Here is a 19260-nt window from a genome sequence, read left to right as displayed (position 1 = left end):
GCCCCGACTCCCCTTCGCTTCCCGTCCCCCTCCCCGACCCACAGCACCACGAGACCCGCACCACGAACGGAGCCTCCATGCGCACCACCCGAACCACGACCCGGATCGGCGTCGCGACCGCAGCCCTCGCCGCGACGGCTCTCGCCCTCACCGGATGCGCCGCCGGCTCGTCCGCAGGCACCGCCGCGTCGAGCGCCCCCGCGAAGACCGCGTCCGGCCCCGCCATCGACCTGTCGGGCGTCTGCCCGTCGACCGTCGTCGTCCAGACCGACTGGAACCCCGAGGGCGAGCACGGTCACCTGTACGAGATGCTCGGCCCGAACCCGTCGATCGACGCCTCGAGCAAGACCGTCACGGGCGACCTCTACGCCAACGGCAAGAGCACCGGCGTCAAGCTCGAGGTCCGCGCCGGCGGCCCCGCGATCGGTTACACCAAGGTCGCGTCGCAGATGTACCAGGACAAGGACATCACCCTCGGCTACATGTCGACCGACGAGCAGGTCCAGTTCTCCGGCAACCTGCCCACCACGGCCGTCTTCGCCGAGAACGACCAGTCGCCGATGTCGATCATGTGGGACCCGAAGACCTACCCCGACGTGGACTCCATCGAGGACCTCGGCAAGGAGCTCGAGGAGAACGGCGGCGTCGTCCGCTACTTCAACGGCGCCGCGTACATGACGTACCTCGAGCAGTCCGGCATCCTGCCGAAGAAGGTCCTCGACGGCAGCTACGACGGCACCCCGTCGAAGTTCGTCTCCGCCGGCGGCAAGGACGCGCAGCAGGGCTTCGCCACCGCCGAGCCGTACATCTACCAGAACCAGGTCGCGGCCTGGGGCAAGAAGGTGGCGTACAAGCCGGTCTCGAGCACCGGCTGGAACCCGTACCCCGAGGCGATGTCGGTCCGCACCGGCGACCTGTCGGAGCTCACGCCCTGCCTGAAGAAGCTCGTGCCCGTCATGCAGCAGGCGGACGTCGACTACCTGAAGGCGCCGCAGGCCACGAACGACCTCATCACGCAGCTCGTGCAGCAGTACAACAACGGCTGGACGTACGACTCGAAGGTCGGCGCGTTCGCCGCGAAGCAGATGGTGGACCTCGGTCTCGCGAAGGACACCGACGGCTACATCGGCTCGATGGACGAGCAGCGCATGCAGGACTTCATCGACAAGGCGAAGCCCGTCTTCGCCGGCACCGGTGACGTGAAGAGCGACCTCGCGCCGTCAGACCTGTTCACCAACGAGTTCCTCGACAAGTCCATCGGACTGGGCAACTGACAGCCGGTCGGCCGCGCGCGTCGTGTCGGCCGACCACCCGTCGGACGGGAGGCGCGGGGCACGCCCGCCCCGTGCCTCCCGTCCGCTGTTCCCGCACCACCCACCCACAGGAGTGAGCATGACCACCGTCACCCCCGCCTCCACCACCCCCGACACCGCCGTGTCCGCCGCGGCGCTCGCGGCGCTCGGCGCCGACCTCGTCGACCTGCTCGGTGAGCGCGGCGTCAGCGCCGACGAGCGCACCCGCGCCCGCGCCTCCGTCGACGAGGCGACCATGAGCCCGATCCTCAGCGCGCAGCTGCCGCTCGGACTGGCCGACCTCGTCGCGTACCCGGCGTCGGCGGACGACGTCGCGGCCACCCTCCAGGCCGCCGTCCGGCACGGCGTCCCCGTCACGACCCGCGGCAAGGGCACCGGCAACTACGGCCAGGGCATCCCGCTGCACGGCGGGCTCGTCCTCGACACCTCGCGCGCCCGCGCCGTCGTCGAGGTCGGCGACGGCTGGATCACCGCCGAGGCCGGCGCCTCGATGGTCGCCATGGAGCAGGCCGCCGCCGCGACCGGTCAGCAGCTCTGGATGTACCCGTCCACCGCGCAGTCCACCATCGGCGGCTTCCTGTCCGGGGGCTCCGGCGGCACCGGCTCGATCGCCCACGGGTCGAACTGGCAGGGCTTCGTCACCGCGCTCGACGTCGCGCTGCCCGGCGCGGACGCGCTCCTGCACGTCGAGGGCGACGAGGCGCAGCCCTTCGTGCACACCTACGGCACCGCCGGCGTCATCGCCCGCGCCACCGTCCGGCTCGAGCCGCTGCAGGAGTGGCGTGCGGTGTACGCGGCGTTCCCGACGTTCGAGGACGCCCTGGTGGCCGTCCGCACGCTGCGCGGACTCGACCCGCTGCCGCGCCTCGTCAGCGCCGACCGCCCCGAGGTCGCCGCGACCCTGCCGTCCGACACCGCGATCCCGGACGACCGGGCGAGCCTGCGAGCGATCATCGACGACGTCGTGCTCGACCAGGCCCGCGCGCTCATCGAACAGGCCGGCGGCACCGTCGAGGACGTCCGCGACGGACTCCAGCAGACCACCAAGGTGTCGATGCTGTCGTACAACCACCCGATCTGGTGGCTCAAGCGGAACACCCCCGACACCGAGTACTTCCACGTCGAGGTCGGCGGCGAGGCGCTCATCGACCAGATCGCCGAGGTCGAGGCCGTCTACCCGGGCGGGATGCTGCACATCGAGGCGGCACACGTCGGCCCGATCGGCATGCTCACCGCGCCGTACACCGGGGCCGAGGACGTCTACGCCGGCTACCCGGTGCTCCGTGAGCTGGGCGTCCGGGTGCACAGCCCGCACCAGTACTACGTCGACCACGGGGTCGAGGAACTCGTGGCGCTGAAACAGCGCACCGACCCCGAGGGGCTGCTCAACCCGGGCCACGTCATCGACCCGTCGCTCGTGGTCAGCGGTGGCTCGACCGCGTCGGCGCAGCCCGTCGTGCCGGGGTTCGGCAAGTGAGCGGCGCCGTGCGCTCGCGTCGTCTGGCGGAGCTGTCGGGGCCGGCGGTCGCCGCCGGCTTCGGACCGGAGACGATCGTCGTGCAGCCGACCGGGGCCGTCGAGCACCACGGGCCGCACCTGCCGCTCGTCACCGACTTCCTGCTCGCCGACCACATCGGCGGCGCGGCCGTCGAGCGGGCCGCTGCCGAGGGCCTCGACGTCTGGCAGCTGCCGACGCTGGCGTTCACGAAGTCCGACGAGCACAGCTGGGCGCCGGGCACGGTGTGGCTCGACGAGTCGACGATGTTCGACACCGCCGTGCAGATCGGCCGTGCCGTGGCGCTGACGGGTGCCGGGTCGCTCGTCTTCGCGAACGGGCACGGCGGGAACGTCGCCCTGCTCCAGGTCGCCCTGCGAGAGATCCGGAAGCGGTACGGCCTGAAGACGTTCCTCATGCCCACGCTCGCCCGGACGCCCGGTCCCGCCAGCGAGGACGCCGACGAGCGCGGGTTCGGCATCCACGGTGGGGCGGCGGAGACGTCGATGATCCTGCACCTGCGGCCCGACCTGGTCGACATGTCGCTCGCGGAGCGGTGGGTGCCGGACCACCTGGCAGCGTTCGAGAAGATCCGGTTCAACGGTGGGCCGGTGTCCTTCGGGTGGTTGTCGAACGACTTCGGCACGCCCGGCGTCGTCGGGGACGCGAGCCGGGCGACCGCGACCTACGGGCAGGTGCTGTGGGACCTGTCCCTGGACGAGGCCGTGGCGTCCCTCCACGAGATCGCCCGCTTCGACCCGGCGGTCGCGAAGCCCGCCGCCGCTCCACTCGTGTCCGACGTGGTGACGGTGCCGTGACCGTCCTGCCGGGGCAGGCGGCGGCCGCGCAGGACGACGCTGCCGCCACCCCGGCCGACCCGCTCGAGCTGGCCGCCGCGTGGCTCCCGGCCGCCGAGGACGGACCCGGCCCCACCATGACCCTGTCCACGCTCGGCCTCGACGGCTACCCGTCCGCCCGGACCGTGCTGCTCTCGCGGTTCGACGGAGAGCGCCTGCACTTCCACACCGACAGCAGGAGCCGCAAGGCCGCCGAGCTCGCCGCGCTCCCCCGCGCCGCGGTCACCCTCGTCTGGCCCCAAGCGGCACGGCAGCTCGTGGTCGTCGGGGACGTGGCACCCGTCACCGATGCCGAGGCCCGCGCCGCCTACGCCGCCAGGACCCGGTACCTCCAGGTGCTCGCGTGGGTGAACGACCACGCGGCCGCCGCCGACACCCACGGGCGACGGCGGGAGCTCTGGGCGGCGTTCGAGCGTCAGCGACCGGGTGCCGGGCTCGAGCCACCGGGCACCTGGACGGGCTACGCGCTCACGCCGGTGCGGATGCTGTTCTGGCGCGGTGCGACCGATGCGGCGAGCAACCGGCTCGCGTACGAGCGCCACGCCGACGGCTCGTGGGCGCAGGAGTCGTGGCCGGGCTGACCAGCCAGCGGCAACCGGCATCACCGGGTCAGGCTGAGCGGATGATCTCCACTTGACGGGCCGGCAGGGCGTTCTTCGATGCTGACGCCAAGCGCGCCGGCAACACCACACCAGCGGTCCGCGCCGCGAGGTAGTCGACGAAGACACCGACGGAACTGTCAGCGCTCGGCTGATCACCCTCGCGGCGCATGTCATCGGCACCTCGGACGTCGAGCGCTCCGTCGACGTCCATGACCGACACTCGCCGGACACCGTCGCGCGTCTTGACGAAGACGTTGGCGAACCCGCCCACTGCCTCGATGCGACGGAGGAGCACCGGAAGCCGTTCGTCCTCGAGTGCGACCACCACCGGCGATCGTCCCTCGACGTCGACGACCTCGAGTTCGATCTCCGCGAAGCGGCCGACCGCCAGAGAACGATCGACTTCCTGACGGAACGCGTCGAGTTCATGCATCGTGCTCGCGCCTGCCCTTCATGTCCCGGATCGTAACGGCGTACTCGAAGACGCGGACCGACGCTTGCGGGAAGAGCCTGTCGACGTCCTCGAGGCAGTGCAACGGCGCGATCGACGAGACCGAGCCGTTCGTGTGGTGGAGGTGGACGTGTCCGTGGCAACAGACCGCCCGGGCCCGTTCGACCCACTGCCCGTCGAGGTCGACCGCGAGCACCACGATCGCGAAGTCGACGAATTCGCCGTTGCACCGGAACAGTCGATGGTCGATCCGGATCGTGTCGGCATCGTCCACGGTCTGGAACCACGAACGCTCGGAGCAGTCGTCACGCTGGGGCGGACGGTACAGGCCGCGATCCTGGTCGTCGAGACCCGCCGACAGTTCCTCGTGCGCACGGCGTTGATCCCGTCGTGCTCGCTGCGTGCGCCGGACCATGCCGGAACGATGGTTGCGGGTCGAGCGGGCCGGCGAGGAATCTGTTAGCACGCACGGCGCTGTGCGATGTGGCGCGCGAACCGGCGTCAGCGGAGCGTGATCTCCTGGATCGTCGCCGACACCGCGGTCGGATCGTCAGCCCTGGTCTGCGCGGAGCACGACCACTCGACCGGTTCCGTCGCCTCGCCGTCTTCCACACGTTGTACCGAGGACTCGCCGGTGACGATCACGGTGGTCACCTCGTCCGAGCCCCCCGGCCCGTCCTCGACGGACGTCGACCGGGTGTCGACGATCTTCCACGGGGTCATCCCGTACCCGTCCCGCCACCAGGCGACGATCGCCGGCCCGACCCTCGTCTCGCACGCCGCCCGCGACCCCGTCGAACGAGGTCTGCTGCTGCGTGCACCCGGTGAGCACGACGAGGGCCACCACGACAGCCGTGGCCGCGACGGTGCGGGTCCTCATGGAGTCATGGTGCAGGACGCCGCGCGGTACGTACAGCCCCTGCCCTGGCGACGGCGAGCGAGGCACTCCCCGGCGCTCCGGACGACGCCGGCATCAGCAAGAGACGACGGCGTCGTCGCCAGACGAACTCGCTCCCCCGAGACACCGCCGGATCACCGGGCGTCTCGCTCGACCGGCGGCGTCTCAGCACGACACCGGCGTCTCGCTGCGAGCTGCAAGCGGCGAGCGGCGAGCGGCCCAGGACGCTCGCGCGGCAAGGAACATCAGCGGGAACGACGAAGGCCCCGTCGCAGTGCGACGGGGCCTTCTCAGATGTGCGCTCGAAGGGACTCGAACCCCCAACCTTCTGATCCGTAGTCAGATGCTCTATCCATTGAGCTACGAGCGCATCCGGTCTTGCGACCGATGCTGGCCTTGCGGCCGTGGAAGACTCTACAACAGGTGCGGCGCGGAACGCCAATCGAGCCGCGCCGCACCGAGCCCTCGGCGTGTCGCGCCGTTCAGACCACGGTCGGCTCCTCGTCGAACACCTCGGCGAGGAACACCTGCAACGCCTGCCACGAGCGGCGGTCGGCGCGCTCCTGGTACTGCGCCCCGTGGTCCGGCGCATCGGTGCCCGGCACCGCGAACGCGTGCATCGCGCCGGCGTAGGTGGTGACCTGCCAGTCGACCGACGGCACCGCGCGCATCTCGTCCTGCCACTCGGCGACCGTCGTGTCCGGCACCATCGGGTCCGCTCCCCCGGTGAGCACGAGGAGCTTCGCCCGGATCGCGGACGCGTCCGAGGGCTCGTGCACGATCAGGCCACCGTGGAACGACACCGCACCGGCGAGGTCCGCACCGGTGCGTGCGAGTTCGATCGCACCGGAGCCGCCGAAGCAGTACCCCATCACGACGATGCGGGAGTGGTCGACGTCGGGGTCCTCGCGCAGCCGGTCGAGCCCCGCGGTCAGCCGGGCGCGGAACAGCGGCAGGTCCTGGTAGAACGAGCCCGCGACCTCGCCGGCGGTGTCGTCGCCGGGACGGACGCCCTCGCCGTAGACGTCCGCACCGAAGGCGACGTAGCCGAGACGGGCGAGCATCGTCACCCGGGCCTCGACGTGCTCGTTGACGCCGTGCCAGTCGTGGATCACGAGGACGGCGGGGCGGGGCCCCGACACGGCGTGGTCCTTCGCCAGCACACCGAGGAGCGCGGTGCCCTCGTGGTCGTAGCGGACGGGCTCGACGCGGACGTCGGAGCCGGCGGGGACGGGGACGGTGGACAGGACGTCGTCGGTGGTCTTCACGTCACCGGACGCTACGCCGCGCGACCGGCAGACGGACGGGAGGCGCGTGGCGGCCCCGCCACGCGCCTCCCGTCCGGCACCGCGTCTCCCGCCGACGCGACGTCAGCAGTCGATGTTGTCCCAGCTGTCGGGACCGGCCGACCCGGCCGCGTACTCGTCGAGCGGCGCCTTCCCGTCGCGCCACGCACGCAGGAACGGCTCGACCACCTTCCACCCCTGCACCGCGCTGTCACCGCGCACCGACAGCGTCGCGTCGCCCTCGAGCACGCCGGCCAGGACCTCGCCGTAGGCGCTGAGCCGACCGGGGTTGAAGTTCACGGACAGCGCCGTGTGGTCGATCGTGTACGGGTCGCCGGGACCGTTGACGTTGAGCTCGAGCTGCATCTCGTCCGGGGCGATCCAGATCCGCAGCTTGTCCGGACGCTCGGCGCCGCTCAGCCCGTTCGGCACGTGCGGCGAGTCCTTGAAGGTGATGACGATCTCGCGACGCTGCTGCTCCAGCGCCTTGCCGGACCGCAGCGTGAAGGGCACGCCGGCCCAGCGCCAGTTCGCGACCTCGAGGGTGAGCTGCGCGAGGGTCTCGGTGCCGAGCGACGGGTCGACGCCGTCCTCGTCGACGTAGGACGGCAGCTCACGGTCCCCGATCGTGCCGGCGGTGTAGCGCGCACGCTTGCCCGCGGCGACGACGTCCTCGCCCCACGGCCGGACGGCGCGCAGGACGAGCTCCTTCTGCGTGCGGAGGTCGTCGGCGTCGATGGATGCAGGCGCCTCCATCGCGACGACGGCCATCACCTGCAGCAGGTGGCTCTGGATCATGTCGACCAGGGCACCGGCCTTGTCGTAGTAGCGCGCGCGGCCCTCCAGCCCGAGGGTCTCGTCGTAGACGATGTCGACGCGGTCGACGTGCGCCGACGACAGCAGCGGCTCGATGATGCGGTTCGCGAAGCGCAGCCCGAGCAGGTTGAGGACCGTGGAGCGGCCGAGGAAGTGGTCGACGCGGTGGATGCGCTCCTCGGGCAGGAACGAGTGCAGCAGGTCGTTGAGGTGCTCGGCGCTCTCGGCGTCGGTGCCGAACGGCTTCTCGAGCGCGAGCCGCGTGCCACCGGGCAGGTCGAGGTCCTTGAGGACGGCGCAGCTCTTCTCGGTCACGGCCGGCGGCAGCGCGAAGTAGATCGCCGGGTCGTGGTGGCACGCGTCGAGCAGGGTCCCCAGGTCGCCGGCGTCGGTGACGTCGGCCTTGCGGTAGGTCGAGGCCTCGATGACCTCGATGAGCCGCCGGCTGAGCTTCTCGCCGCCGTCGTGCACGCCCTCGTCCTCCTCGTTCTTCGACGCCTGCGCGTTCTCGAAGGACGTGCGCACCTGCGCCTTCCAGTCGTCGTCCGAGATGTCCTCCACGCCGGCCCCGACGAGCTGGACGTCCCAGTCGTCCTTGACCTCGAGGAGGGTGGCGAGACCGGGCAGCAGCAGTCGCTTGGACAGGTCGCCGCTGGCTCCGAGGATGAGCAGGCTGGTCTGGAGGCTCGACATGCCCCCGACCGTACTCACGCGTTCCGGCGCGTGGCCGGGTTGCGTCGGTACGGTGGGGCGAGTCCGGCGCGAGGGAGCACCATGAGCAGTGGGTACGGAGGGCGACGCATCCGCGTCGCCGTGGTCGGCACCGGGATGATCGCGGGGGTGCACGCCCGTGCGGCACGGGCCGCGGGCGCCGAGGTCGTCGGGGTGCTCGGCCGGACGCCGGCCCGGTCGGAGCAGGTCGCCGCACAGCTCGACGTGCCCCGCGGCTACGCCTCGCTCGACGAGGTGATCGCCGACGCCCCCGACGTCGTCCACGTCTGCACGCCGAACGACCAGCACCACCCGCAGTCGCTCGCGGTCGTCCGCGCCGGGATCAACGTCGTGTGCGAGAAGCCGCTCGCGATCAGCGCCGAGCAGGCCGCCGAGCTGGTCGCCGCAGCCGACGAGGCCGGCGTCGTCGCGACCGTGCCGTTCGTCTACCGGTACCACCCGGTCGTCCGGGAGATCCGCGCCCGCATCGCCGCCGGGGAGCTCGGCCGGTTGCTCGCCGTGCACGGCCACTACCTGCAGGACTGGATGCTCGACGAGGACGCCTCGAGCTGGCGGGTGGACGCCGGTGCCGGCGGGGTGTCCCGGGCCTTCGCGGACATCGGCTCGCACTGGTGCGACCTGGTCGAGTTCGTGACCGGCGACCCGTTCGCCGCGGTGAGCGCCGCGACCGACATCGTCTACCCGACCCGTCCGGCTGCCTCCGGGCCGTCGTTCTCGGGCTCGCCGGACCCCGACCCGGTGGCGGACGCCGGGCAGCGGGCCGAGGTCGCCACGGAGGACACGGCCGTCGCGACCTTCCGCACCGGCACCGGGCGCATCGGCAACGTCGTCGTCTCGCAGGTCGCGGCCGGGCGGAAGAACCGGCTGTGGTTCGAGGTCGACGGCACCCTCGGGTCGGCGGCCTTCGACCAGGAGCAGCCCGAGGCGGCGTGGTTCGGCAACGAGCGCGGCGCCCAGATCGTGGTGCGCGACCCCTCGCTCGGGTTCCCCGACCAGCGTCGGCTGGCGGTCGTGCCGGCCGGGCATCCGCAGGGGTACCTCGACGCCTTCGCGGCGTTCGTCGCCGACACCTACGCGGCGGTCCGGGCGGCGGGCGACCGTGCGGCGTGGCCCGAGGGGCTCCCCACGTTCGCCGACGGTGCTCGTGCGGCGTCGGTCATCGAGGCCGTCGTCGCCAGCGCGGCCGACGGGACGTGGCGTCCCGTCGCCTGACGTCCTCCGGGCGACCTGAGCGCGTACAGGAACCGCCGAGCACGGTGGGTGCATGAGCACGACCGTGAGCGACTTCGTCATCGACCGCATCAAGGCATGGGGCGTCTCGCGCGTCTTCGGCTACCCCGGGGACGGGATCGGTGCGTTCGACGGGGCGCTCGGTAAGGCCGACGGCAGCGAGCGCGAGCTCGAGTACGTCCGCCCGACGCACGAGGAGATCGCCGCGCTGATGGCGACTGCGCACGCCAAGTTCACCGGCGAGGTCGGGGTCTGCGTCGCGACCTCGAGCCCCGGCGCGTTCCACCTGCTCAACGGGCTGTACGACGCGCAGATGGACAACCAGCCGGTCGTCGCGATCGTCGGGCAGCAGGGCCTGGCGTCGATCGGCACGTTCACCCAGCAGGAGTCGAACCTCGAGCGCGTGTTCGCCGACGTCGCCTGCTACGTCGAGACCGTCGCCACGCCGGACGCGGTCGGCGTCGTGGTCGACACGGCGTTCCGCACCGCGATGCTCCGCAAGCAGCCGGCGGTCGTCGTGCTCCCCCACGACGTCCAGGCGATGGCGTACGAGGCCCCGGCCGCCGAGCACTGGGTGTCCCGGTCGAGCGACGTCGCCCCGTCGACCCGGATCGTGCCGCCGCAGGACCAGATCGCGCGCTTCGCCGAGATCCTGAACGCCGGGGAGCGCGTGACGTTCCTGGTGGGTGCCGGCGCGCGCGGCGCCACGGACCTGGTGCTCGAGGCCGCAGAGAAGACCGGCGCCGGCATCATCACCGCGCTGCGCGGCAAGGACGTCGTGCCCTCCGACGTGCCGTACCACACGCAGCAGGTCGGGCTCCTCGGCTCACGCCCGAGCCTGACCCAGGTCAAGGAGTGCGACACGATCGTGCTCCTCGGCTCGAACTACCCCTACGGCGAGTACCTGCCCGCCTCCGGTCAGGCGCGCGGGGTGCAGGTCGACATCAAGCCCGAGCAGATGGGCCTGCGGTACCCGACCGAGCTCAACCTGTGGGGCGACGTCGGTGCGACGCTGCAGGCGGTCATGCCGCTGCTGCGCGACAAGCAGGACACCGCGTGGCAGGACAAGCTCGCCTGCGAGATGCGCGAGTGGGAGGCGGAGATGCACCGCCAGGCCGAGGTCGCGTACGACGACGGCGTCAACCCGCGCCGCGTCATCCGGGCCGTGAACGAGCGCCTGCCCGAGGGTGTCACGGTCACCTGCGACGCCGGGACCACCGCCGACTGGTACGGACACCACATCCGGCTGCGCCGCGGCATGCACGGCGACATGTCCGGACGGCTCGCGACGATGCTCGCGGCGATGCCCTACGCCGTCACCGCGAAGTTCGCCTTCCCGGACGCCCCGGCGGTGTGCACCATCGGCGACGGAGCCTTCCAGATGCTCGGCATGAACGAGCTCATCACGGTGAAGAAGTACATGGCCCAGTGGCCGAACCAGCAGCTCGTGATCGTGGTCATGCACAACGACGACCTCGGCCAGGTGTCGTGGGAGATGCGGACCGAGGACGGCAACCCGATGTGGTCCGGGTCGCAGGACGTCGAGTCGATGGACTACGCCGGGTACGCCCGGCTGCTCGGCTTCGAGGGCATCGCGGTGCACGGTGACGACGAGGTCGAGGCGGCGGTGGAGCGGGCGTTCGCCAACCCCGGGGTCACGCTCATCGACGCCTACGTCAGCCGCAACGTGCCGCCGCTGCCGCCGCACATCACCGCCGAGTACGCGGTGAACACCGCGAAGAGCCTGCTCAAGGGCGACCCGGCGGAGATCGGCGTCATCAAGGACTCGGCGAAGGCCATGGCTGCCGAGGCCGTCGAGCGGGTGAAGGGCGCGCTGGGCCGGGACTGACGCCGATCCCGCCGTGGTTGTCCCCCGAACGGGAGGAACGTCCCCCGTGGTGTGAACACCACGTGACGTGTTGCGGCAACCCCTGGCGCGTCGGCTGTGGGAGTTCATAGGTTCTTGCGGTGATGAACGCTCACACTCCCCCGCGTCGCCGGCGCCTGGCCGGGGCCTCCGCCCTGGTCGCCGCCGGCGTCCTCACCGCCCTGACCGTCCCGTCCGCCGCCCTCGCCGCCGAGGGCGACACCACGATCGACCTCTACAACGTCAACGACTTCCACGGCCGCATCGCGCAGTCGATCTCGAAGGACTCCGCCGGTGCTCCGGCACCGCGGGACGGCGACGCCGCCGGTGCCGCGACCCTCGCCGGTGCACTCGAGCAGCTCCGGGGTGCCGATCCCTCGACGTCCGCCTTCGTCAGCTCCGGCGACAACATCGGCGGCTCGACGTTCGAGTCCTTCATCCAGGACGACCAGCCGACGATCGACGTCCTCAACCAGATGGACCTGTCGGTCAGCGCCATCGGCAACCACGAGCTCGACAAGGGCCAGGACGACCTGCGCGACCGCGTGATCGGCGGCCAGGGCGAGGGCGTCCGCGCGGCGCAGTGGGACTACGTCTCCGCGAACATCCTCGACTCGACCACGGGCGAACCTGCGTTCCAGCCGTACTCGATCCAGGAGATCAGCGGCAAGCGCGTCGGGTTCATCGGCGCGACGGTCGACCTCGTCGGCCAGGGCCTCGTCGCTCCGGACGGCATCGCCGGACTGGAGATGGGCGACATCACGACCGAGGTGAACAAGGTCGCGGCGCAGCTCACCGACGGTGACACGGCGAACGACGAGGCCGACGTGCTCGTCCTCCTCGTGCACGACGGCGCCGAGTCCCCCGCCGAGGTCGCGCCCGGCGACGACTCCGACTTCGCGCGCGCGGTCCACGGCGTCACACCGAAGGTCTCGGCGATCCTGTCCGCCCACACGCACCAGACGTACGCCTACTCGGTCGTCCCGACCGGCGGTACCGTCGCCCGCCCCGTGATCCAGACCGGCTCGTACGGCTTCAACCTCGGTCACGTCGAGCTGACGGTCGCCGCGGACGGCACGGTGACCGCGGCGACGCCCGAGAACCTGCGCCTGGTCGACGGCACGTACACGCCCGACCCCGCCGTGCAGACCACGGTCGACGCCGCCGTGCAGGAAGCCGACCGCCTCGGCGCCGTCGAGCTGGGCACGGTGGACCGCGACCTGCAGCGCGCCGTGCAGTCGAACGGGTCGGAGAACCGCGGCGGCGAGTCCACCCTCGGCAACTTCGTCGCCGAGGTGCAGCGTGACCAGACGCAGCGCCAGGGCTCGCAGATCGCCTTCATGAACCCGGGCGGTCTCCGCGCGGACATCGCCTCCGGCGCGGTGACGTACAAGGAGGCCGCGGTCGTCCAGCCCTTCGCGAACACGCTCGTCGTGCTCGACCTGACCGGCGACCAGATCCGGCGGGCGCTCGAGCAGCAGTGGCAGCCGTCGACCGCGAGCCGCCCCTTCCTCAAGCTCGGCGTCTCCGAGGGCTTCAGCTACACCTACGACCCGCTGGCCACGGCCGGCGAGCGCGTCACGGGCATGACGCTCGACGGTGACCCGATCGCGTCCGACCGCACCTACAAGGTCACGGTGAACTCGTTCCTCGCGACCGGCGGAGACAACTTCGCCGCCTTCAAGGACGCCGCCGCGAAGCAGGACAGCGGCATGGTCGACCTCGAGGCGCAGGTCCAGTACTTCCGAGCACACCCGACCGTCGCGGTCCAGGAGGACCAGCGGGCCGTCGGCGTCCGGGTCTCCGAGGCACCTGCCGACGGCTTCGGCCCCGGCGACGACGTCCGCATCGACCTGTCGTCCCTGACCTTCAGCAACGCGGCCGACCAGGGCGGCACCGTCTCGGTCAGCGCCGGTGGTCAGGAGCTCGCGTCCGCCGAGGTCGACACGACGGTCGTCGACACCACCGACGAGCAGGGTCGCGCGACCCTCGCGTTCACCGTGCCGGGCACGCCTGCCGTGGACACGGAGCCGACGGCCGTCCCGACCGCTGCTGCCCGCGCCGCCGCCCCGACCGCGACGACCGACCAGCCGCTCGTCATCACCCTGCCGAACGGGCAGACCGTGACCCTCGCCGTCACGGTCCCGGTCGAGACGGCCGCCGAGCCGGAGCCGGGCACCGGCGAGCCGGCCGACCCCGGTACCCCCGGTCCCGGTCTGCCGGGCAGCGGCGACACCGACGGCGGCGGCAGCGCGGGTGGTGTCCCCGGCACCGGTGTCGTGGACGCCGACCGACCGGACGCCGCTCGCGGCGACCTGGCGTTCACCGGCGCCGACCTGGTGTTCCCGGGCATCGCCGCCGGCGTCCTGCTGCTCACCGGTGCCGTGGCACTCGTGCTCGCACGCCGGAAGCGCGCCGTCGAGGACGGGCCGGTCCTGACGGACTGACACGGCGCCTCCCGGCCGACAACGCGGCGGGCCGTCCCACCTGGTGGAGCGGCCCGTTCCGCTGTCCGATCCCAGAACGGGACTGCTCAGGGGCAGTCCCGCGAGGTACGCTCCCCCTGTCGCATCGCGATGCGTCGCGCCGGGTCGTCCCCCCAGGGGGCGGGCGGTGGTTCCGTCCGCCGGACTCCGCGGCGCGGGTGCTCTCCGTCTCCAGGGAAACGACGGAGGGCACCCACCTCGACTCCCGCCGGGGTCAGTGGAAGAGCTGCTCCCCGATGTACGAGCCCTTGCGGGGTGCCGGCGGCACGGCGAACACCCCGGACCCGATGTGCGACACGTACTCGTTCAGGCGGTCGGACGCACCGAGCTTCCGCTGCAGCCGCGTGACGTGCTCCGGGTCGTTCACGTACGCCGCGAAGAGCAGGCCGGCGTCGAGCTGCCCGTACTGGTTCAGCCCGTCGGTGTAGTTGTACCCGCGGCGCAGGATCTTCACGCCGCCGTTGTTCTCGTGCGCCGCGAGGGCGACGTGGGAGCGCGGGTCGATCGCGGTCCCGCCGTCCGCGTCGGTGCCGTGCGGCGCCCGGGCGTGGAAGTCCGGCGTCGTGTGCTCCGACCCGCCGGAGAGCGGCGCGCCCTCGACCTTCGTCCGGCCGAACACCCGCTGCTGGTCGGAGACGACGTCGGCGTCCCAGGTCTCCAGGTTCATGCGGATCTTCCGCACCACCTGGTACGTGCCACCGGCCATCCAGTCGGCTCCGCGGTCGAGCCACACGAACCGGTCGTACTCGTCGTCCGTCGTGACGTTCCGCGTCCCGTCCTTGAACCCCATCAGGTTGCGCGGCGTCGACTGCGTCGGACCGGCCGAGGCACGGCCGAACCCGATCACGGTCCACCGCACGGTCGCGGTGCCCCGGGCCATCCGGGCCAGGTCGCGGACCGCGTGGTACGCCACCTGCGGGTCGTCGGCGCAGGCCTGCAGCGACAGGTCGCCGCCGGTCAGCTGCGCGTCCAGGACGTCGCTCGGTAGCGGCGGGATCGCAGCCAGGTGCGCCGGACGCTTCGCGGCGAGGCCGAAGCGCTCGTCGAAGACCCCGGGACCGAGCCCGACGGTGACGGTCAGCGACGCCGGGCCGAGGTCGAGCGCCTCGCCCGTGTCCGCTCCAACACCGTCGCCGTGGACGGGTTCGACGCTGCCGATCGTCCGGCCGGCCTGCAGCTGCGCGATCGCGGCCGACCAGCGGGCGAGCAGGACCTGGAGCTCGGTCGCGGTGGACGCCGTCAGGTCGAACACCATGAAGACGCAGTGCCGCTGCGGCGTCGTGCGGATCCCACCCTGCGGCTGCCGGGCGGCGGTCGCGTAGAACGGGACCGACTGCGACAGGTCGACGGACTCGTCGCCGTTCGCGGCCGCGGTGAACGGGTCGACGCCGGTGGCCGCGGCCGACCCGGCGACACCCGCGACGGCACCCACGCCCGCACCGGCGGCCGCGAGCCCGGCACCGATCAACCCGCGGCGGGAGAAGCGGGAGTCGTTCACGCCGTCGCGACCTTCTCGGCCAGGCGCGAGAGCGGGTCCTGCAGCGCCTGGACCTGCTGCGAGATGCGGTTGGCGTCCTTCGCCTTCGCGGCGGCGTCCCACGTGGCGAAGCCGCCGAGGGAGTCCGCGTCGCGGAAGCCGTCCATCATCTTGTTCGTCGTGTCGAACCGGGTCGCGATCTGCTTCGTCAGCGCCGGGTCGACCTTCGTCAGCCCGGGCTTGAGGTAGGCGAAGGCCTGCCGGGCACCCTCGACGTTCGCGGCGAGGTCGACGAGGTCGATGTGGCTGTACGCCTCCTCCTCGCCCGTGACCTTGTTCGACTGGACCTCCTCGAGCAGCCCGGCCGCGCCGTTCGCCAGGTCCTCGGGCTTGTACTCGATCGACGGCACGCGCTTCGCGAGGAGCTCGACGTCGGCGGTCAGTGCGGCCGCGGTCTCCTTCGTCGACGCGGTGATCGCGCCGGCCTGGAACAGGTCCTTCTCGACGGCGTGGAAGCCGCTCCAGCCGACGGCGTCGTCGAGGTTCGACGCGCGCATGTCGATCAGGTAGTCGAGGTTGCCGGCGTTGTCGGTGGCCGAGAACCCCTGCTTCACGAAGCCGTCGACGTCGCTCTCGACGTGCTCGTAGAACGGACGGGCCGCCGCGTAGTCGCGCTTCGCCGCGTCGAGGTCGCCGGCGTCGACGTCGTGCTGCAGCTGCTGCACGGCCGCCACCATGTCGGTGACCTGGCCGTCGACGTAGGTCGCGTAGCCCTTCGCTCCGTCGGCGAGCAGGGTGGCCGCGCTGCTGTTCGCGGTCGACGCAGCCTTGCCGGTCACGGTGAGGTCGGTGAGCTCGTGCTCGGCACCCGGGCAGTAGACCTGGTACTCCCCACCGCTCAGCGTGGCGGTGAAGCGGACGGCGTCGAGCCCCGGGGCGAGGTTCTCCTTCTCGCCGAGGATGCGCTGGTCCTGCAGGAGCTCCACCTCGGTGATGGCGGTGGACGATTCGTTGTGCACCGTGAACGTGACGGGGCCCGCGGGGACCTTCGTGGTCGACACGGCGCAGGCGTCGGACCCGTCGTTCGTCAGGGTGATGGTGACGCGGGAGACCTTCCCCGTGCCGCTCGAGGCGTCGTCGCCGGGCGACCCCGCCGAGCAGCCGGTCAGGGCGAGGGCGGTGACGGTGCCGAGCGCACCGAGGACGATCAGGGGGCGGGCGGCCAGGGGGTGGGCGGCGCGGGGGCGGGCGGTCCTACCGAACGGCATGGTCGAGGCTCCTTGCAGGGATGTCGGCGGGCGGTCCGCGCGACGGGTCGGTTCCGGGGGTCATGGTCGGTGGGGCGACGGCGCGGCGACGGTCGCGGAGGGCGAGCAACGCCTGTGCGGCGGCGGCGACGGCGAGCGCGGTCGGCAGCCAGGTGCTCCAGAGCCGCAGCTCGGCAGCGCGGGTGTGCGCCGCGGCCAGGTCCGCGGCCGCGCGGTCGACGCGGTCGGTCGGCACCGCCCACACCGTGCGTTCCAGCGTGGTGGTCCGGGCGGCCGGGAGGCCCCCACCGCGCAGTGTGAGCACGTCGCGTTCCGAGCGGGTCGCGTCCAGGACACCCCCACCGACGGTGGTCAGGGTGACGGTCTCGCGGACGGACCAGCGGGCCGTGAACGGCCCGGGGTCCGTGCTCGGCGAGATGCCGACCGGGACCCGGCCGAAGAGTCCGACGAGGTCGTCGAGCGTCAGCGAGGTGGGGCGCTCGTCGGCCGGGACGTCCTCGGTGACCTGCCAGCGGTCGGCGGCGACGCCGGAGCGGGTCACGCGGCGGTGGGCCGACGCGGGCAGGGTGCGTCGTGCCTCCCGGCCGGTGCCGGAGACGCGCAGGACTGCTGCCGGACCGTCGACGTCCGCCGTGACGGCCCGTGCGTCACCGGTGAGCGCGGTCGTACGCGGCAGGTCGACGTCCGTGCTCGGGACGACCAGGGCGAGGACGACGGCCGTGGCCGCGAGCCCGGCGGCGACCGCCGCGCGGACCACCGGGACGCGGGCCGGCGACGGACGCCAGCGGCGCGGCCAGACCGCGACGGCGAGGACGGGCACGACGTAGAGGAACCAACCGAGCACCTCGATCACGCGCGGATCGGCGGGGATCCCGAGGACGCCGGTGACGAGGGCGCCGCGGAGCGACCCGTTGGGGGCGAGCCACCCGAGGTCGACCGTGCGCTGCTGGCCGATGACGAGCCACCCGGCCTCGTGCGCGTGCCGCAGTGCGGTGAGCACCAGGCCGCCGGCGACGAAGACGAGGAAGACGCCGGTACCGGTGAAGAACCGGCCGAGGTCGAGCCGGACCCCGCCGGTGTAGATGCCGTACCCGACCGCCACTGCGACCGCGATGCCGATGACGGCACCGACGGCTGCCGTGCCGGTGTCCGACGACGCCTGGAAGGTCGCGAGGAGGAAGACCGAGGTCTCGAACCCCTCCTTGAGGACCGCGAGGAACGCCATGCCCGCCAGCGCCCAGGCGGTCCCCCGTCCGAGCGCCGCCGACGCACTGGCCTGCAGGTCCCGCGACAGCGTGCGCGCGTGCGTGCGCATCCAGACGATCATCCCCGTGACGAAGACCACGGCGACGGCTCCGATGACCGTCTCCATGCCCTCCTGCTGGGCCTGGGGCAGTGCCTGCTCGACGAGCTGCAGGCCGAAGCCGACGGCGATGCTCAGCGCGACGGCGAGCCCGACGCCGGCCCACATCGGGGCGAGGGGCGCGCGGTTGCGACGGAGGAACGCGGCGATGATGCCGACGATGAGCGTCGCTTCGAGGCCTTCACGGAGGCCGATGACGAGGGTGGCGATCATGGCGAAGGTGAGGCTAACCTAACCAGCGTTCGGCCCGCCACTCCGGCGACGTGGGGTTTGATTGTTCTCATGAACGTGCTGACCCCGGAGGCCCTGGCGTCGGTCACCAACGTGCTCGACCTCGCCGGCGTGTTCGCCTCGGCACTGCTGGGCGGCTCGCTCGCACGCACGATGGACTTCGACCTGTTCGGCTTCCTCGTCGTCGGCTTCGTCTCCGGCCTCGGCGGCGGCATGCTCCGCGACACCCTGCTGCAGAACGGGCCGCCCGTCGCGCTCGTCGACCCGCTCTACCTGCCCGTGGCGATCGCCGGCGCACTGGTCGCGTTCTTCGTGTCGTTCTCGGAGCTCACCTGGGACCGACTGTTCACCGTGCTCGACGCCGCCGTCATCGGCTTCTGGTCCGTGGTCGGGGTCCAGCGGACCTTCGACGCCGGTCTCGGCTGGCCCGCCGCGATCATCATGGGCACCATCACCGCGGTCGGCGGCGGGGCGATGCGCGACCTGCTGCTCCGTCGCGTGCCCGCGGTGTTCGGCGGGAACGCGCTCTACGCCACCGTGGCCGTCGCCGCGTCCGCGGTGATGGTGGTCGCCTCGTACCTCGGATCGCCGTCGATCGGCATCATCGCGGCGATCGTGCTGTCGCTTGGGCTCCGGTACGGGGCCGTCAAGCGCGGCTGGGGGCTGCCGAACGGTCGCGAGTGGCAGCCGAAGTCGACGCTCGGCGCACTGCTGCAGCGCGGGCGACGGCTGCGCCCCGACGCGATCCGGCTGCTCCGTCGCCCCGGACGCCGCACCGGCGACGGGGCCGTCCGCAGCGACCGGGACACGCCCGACGGCGTCTGACGAGCCGCGGTCGGCACCCCGTCAGCGCCCCGTCAGCGCCCCGTCAGCGCCCCGGCCGGCGCC

At 72.2% G+C, this 19260-nt stretch carries 16 protein-coding genes and 1 tRNA gene; 8 read left to right on the top strand and 9 right to left on the bottom strand.

What is annotated here, in order from left to right; genetic code table 11:
• Positions 1-77: 77 nt before the first annotated feature.
• The 4 genes from J2X59_RS00170 to J2X59_RS00155 all read left to right on the top strand — a co-directional run bounded on the left by J2X59_RS00170 (position 78) and on the right by J2X59_RS00155 (position 4246).
• Positions 78-1274, top strand: a complete 1197-nt coding sequence (locus J2X59_RS00170) for an ABC transporter substrate-binding protein (protein ID WP_326495281.1) — start codon at positions 78-80, stop codon at positions 1272-1274.
• A 118-nt stretch (positions 1275-1392) separates the two neighbouring features.
• Entirely contained in the window at positions 1393-2790 is a 1398-nt protein-coding gene (locus tag J2X59_RS00165; protein WP_326495280.1) for an FAD-binding oxidoreductase, read from the top strand.
• Positions 2787-3626, top strand: a complete 840-nt coding sequence (locus J2X59_RS00160; RefSeq protein WP_326495279.1) for a creatininase family protein — start codon at positions 2787-2789, stop codon at positions 3624-3626. Before J2X59_RS00165 ends, J2X59_RS00160 begins: the two co-directional genes overlap by 4 nt.
• Positions 3623-4246 carry a pyridoxamine 5'-phosphate oxidase family protein gene (locus J2X59_RS00155; protein ID WP_326495278.1) on the top strand — a complete coding sequence of 208 codons (624 nt, stop codon included), beginning with the start codon at positions 3623-3625 and terminating at the stop codon, positions 4244-4246. Before J2X59_RS00160 ends, J2X59_RS00155 begins: the two co-directional genes overlap by 4 nt.
• Positions 4247-4274: 28 nt before the next feature.
• Here the strand turns inward: J2X59_RS00155 and J2X59_RS00150 are convergent, their stop codons facing one another.
• The 6 genes from J2X59_RS00150 to J2X59_RS00125 form a co-directional block, all read right to left on the bottom strand.
• Positions 4275-4700: a hypothetical protein gene (locus tag J2X59_RS00150; protein ID WP_311206012.1), complete on the bottom strand. Its 426-nt coding sequence runs from the start codon at positions 4698-4700 to the stop codon at positions 4275-4277.
• Positions 4693-4992 carry a hypothetical protein gene (locus J2X59_RS00145; protein WP_326495277.1) on the bottom strand — a complete coding sequence of 100 codons (300 nt, stop codon included), beginning with the start codon at positions 4990-4992 and terminating at the stop codon, positions 4693-4695. The genes J2X59_RS00150 and J2X59_RS00145 overlap by 8 nt, the downstream gene beginning before the upstream one ends.
• 227 nt (positions 4993-5219) lie before the next feature.
• The gene (locus tag J2X59_RS00140; RefSeq protein ID WP_326495276.1) at positions 5220-5441 is read right to left on the bottom strand and encodes a hypothetical protein; all 222 of its coding nucleotides are present in this window, start codon (positions 5439-5441) and stop codon (positions 5220-5222) included.
• Between the two features lie 472 nt (positions 5442-5913).
• Positions 5914-5986, bottom strand: a tRNA-Arg gene (locus J2X59_RS00135).
• Between the two features lie 112 nt (positions 5987-6098).
• Entirely contained in the window at positions 6099-6884 is a 786-nt protein-coding gene (locus tag J2X59_RS00130; protein ID WP_066655775.1) for a dienelactone hydrolase family protein, read from the bottom strand.
• 102 nt (positions 6885-6986) lie between these two features.
• Positions 6987-8411 (bottom strand): glucose-6-phosphate dehydrogenase, encoded by a 1425-nt coding sequence (locus tag J2X59_RS00125; protein ID WP_326495275.1) that lies wholly within the window; start codon positions 8409-8411, stop codon positions 6987-6989.
• Positions 8412-8492: 81 nt separating this feature from the next.
• Between J2X59_RS00125 and J2X59_RS00120 the strand changes: the two genes are divergently transcribed.
• The 3 genes from J2X59_RS00120 (at position 8493) to J2X59_RS00110 (ending at position 13994) form a co-directional block, all read left to right on the top strand.
• Positions 8493-9662, top strand: a complete 1170-nt coding sequence (locus J2X59_RS00120; protein WP_326495274.1) for a Gfo/Idh/MocA family protein — start codon at positions 8493-8495, stop codon at positions 9660-9662.
• 52 nt (positions 9663-9714) lie between these two features.
• Positions 9715-11529 carry a thiamine pyrophosphate-requiring protein gene (locus J2X59_RS00115; RefSeq protein ID WP_326495273.1) on the top strand — a complete coding sequence of 605 codons (1815 nt, stop codon included), beginning with the start codon at positions 9715-9717 and terminating at the stop codon, positions 11527-11529.
• 122 nt (positions 11530-11651) lie between these two features.
• Positions 11652-13994 (top strand): bifunctional metallophosphatase/5'-nucleotidase, encoded by a 2343-nt coding sequence (locus tag J2X59_RS00110; RefSeq protein WP_326495272.1) that lies wholly within the window; start codon positions 11652-11654, stop codon positions 13992-13994.
• Between the two features lie 253 nt (positions 13995-14247).
• Here the strand turns inward: J2X59_RS00110 and J2X59_RS00105 are convergent, their stop codons facing one another.
• The 3 genes from J2X59_RS00105 to efeU are packed head-to-tail and all read right to left on the bottom strand — an operon-like array spanning position 14248 to position 18354.
• A complete protein-coding gene (locus J2X59_RS00105) occupies positions 14248-15531 on the bottom strand; it encodes a Dyp-type peroxidase (RefSeq protein ID WP_326495271.1) in 1284 nt (427 codons plus the stop codon).
• Entirely contained in the window at positions 15528-16778 is a 1251-nt protein-coding gene (gene efeO, locus J2X59_RS00100) for an iron uptake system protein EfeO (RefSeq protein ID WP_326495270.1), read from the bottom strand. Before efeO ends, J2X59_RS00105 begins: the two co-directional genes overlap by 4 nt.
• Positions 16765-18354 carry an iron uptake transporter permease EfeU gene (efeU, locus tag J2X59_RS00095; RefSeq protein WP_326495269.1) on the bottom strand — a complete coding sequence of 530 codons (1590 nt, stop codon included), beginning with the start codon at positions 18352-18354 and terminating at the stop codon, positions 16765-16767. Before efeU ends, efeO begins: the two co-directional genes overlap by 14 nt.
• A gap of 69 nt (positions 18355-18423) precedes the next feature.
• On the opposite strand from efeU, the gene J2X59_RS00090 reads away from it, so the two are divergent.
• Entirely contained in the window at positions 18424-19197 is a 774-nt protein-coding gene (locus J2X59_RS00090) for a trimeric intracellular cation channel family protein (RefSeq protein WP_066655795.1), read from the top strand.
• Positions 19198-19260: the final 63 nt, after the last annotated feature.

Origin of the sequence: Curtobacterium sp. 260 (genome assembly GCF_030803485.1) — a bacterium.
GTDB lineage: Bacteria > Actinomycetota > Actinomycetes > Actinomycetales > Microbacteriaceae > Curtobacterium.
Note: the sequence above shows the minus strand (reverse complement) of the source record. Positions and strands in the feature narration are given on the sequence as shown.

Bases quoted from the DNA above. Each gene is read 5' to 3' on its own strand.
- efeO (WP_326495270.1), bottom strand. From the start codon at position 16,778: ATGCCGTTCGGTAGGACCGCCCGCCCCCGCGCCGCCCACCCCCTGGCC.
- J2X59_RS00165 (WP_326495280.1), top strand. From the start codon at position 1,393: ATGACCACCGTCACCCCCGCCTCCACCACCCCCGACACCGCCGTGTCC.
- J2X59_RS00140 (WP_326495276.1), bottom strand. From the start codon at position 5,441: ATGACCCCGTGGAAGATCGTCGACACCCGGTCGACGTCCGTCGAGGAC.
- efeU (WP_326495269.1), bottom strand. From the start codon at position 18,354: ATGATCGCCACCCTCGTCATCGGCCTCCGTGAAGGCCTCGAAGCGACG.
- J2X59_RS00150 (WP_311206012.1), bottom strand. From the start codon at position 4,700: ATGCATGAACTCGACGCGTTCCGTCAGGAAGTCGATCGTTCTCTGGCG.
- J2X59_RS00090 (WP_066655795.1), top strand. From the start codon at position 18,424: ATGAACGTGCTGACCCCGGAGGCCCTGGCGTCGGTCACCAACGTGCTC.
- J2X59_RS00110 (WP_326495272.1), top strand. From the start codon at position 11,652: ATGAACGCTCACACTCCCCCGCGTCGCCGGCGCCTGGCCGGGGCCTCC.
- J2X59_RS00125 (WP_326495275.1), bottom strand. From the start codon at position 8,411: ATGTCGAGCCTCCAGACCAGCCTGCTCATCCTCGGAGCCAGCGGCGAC.
- J2X59_RS00120 (WP_326495274.1), top strand. From the start codon at position 8,493: ATGAGCAGTGGGTACGGAGGGCGACGCATCCGCGTCGCCGTGGTCGGC.
- J2X59_RS00170 (WP_326495281.1), top strand. From the start codon at position 78: ATGCGCACCACCCGAACCACGACCCGGATCGGCGTCGCGACCGCAGCC.
- J2X59_RS00115 (WP_326495273.1), top strand. From the start codon at position 9,715: ATGAGCACGACCGTGAGCGACTTCGTCATCGACCGCATCAAGGCATGG.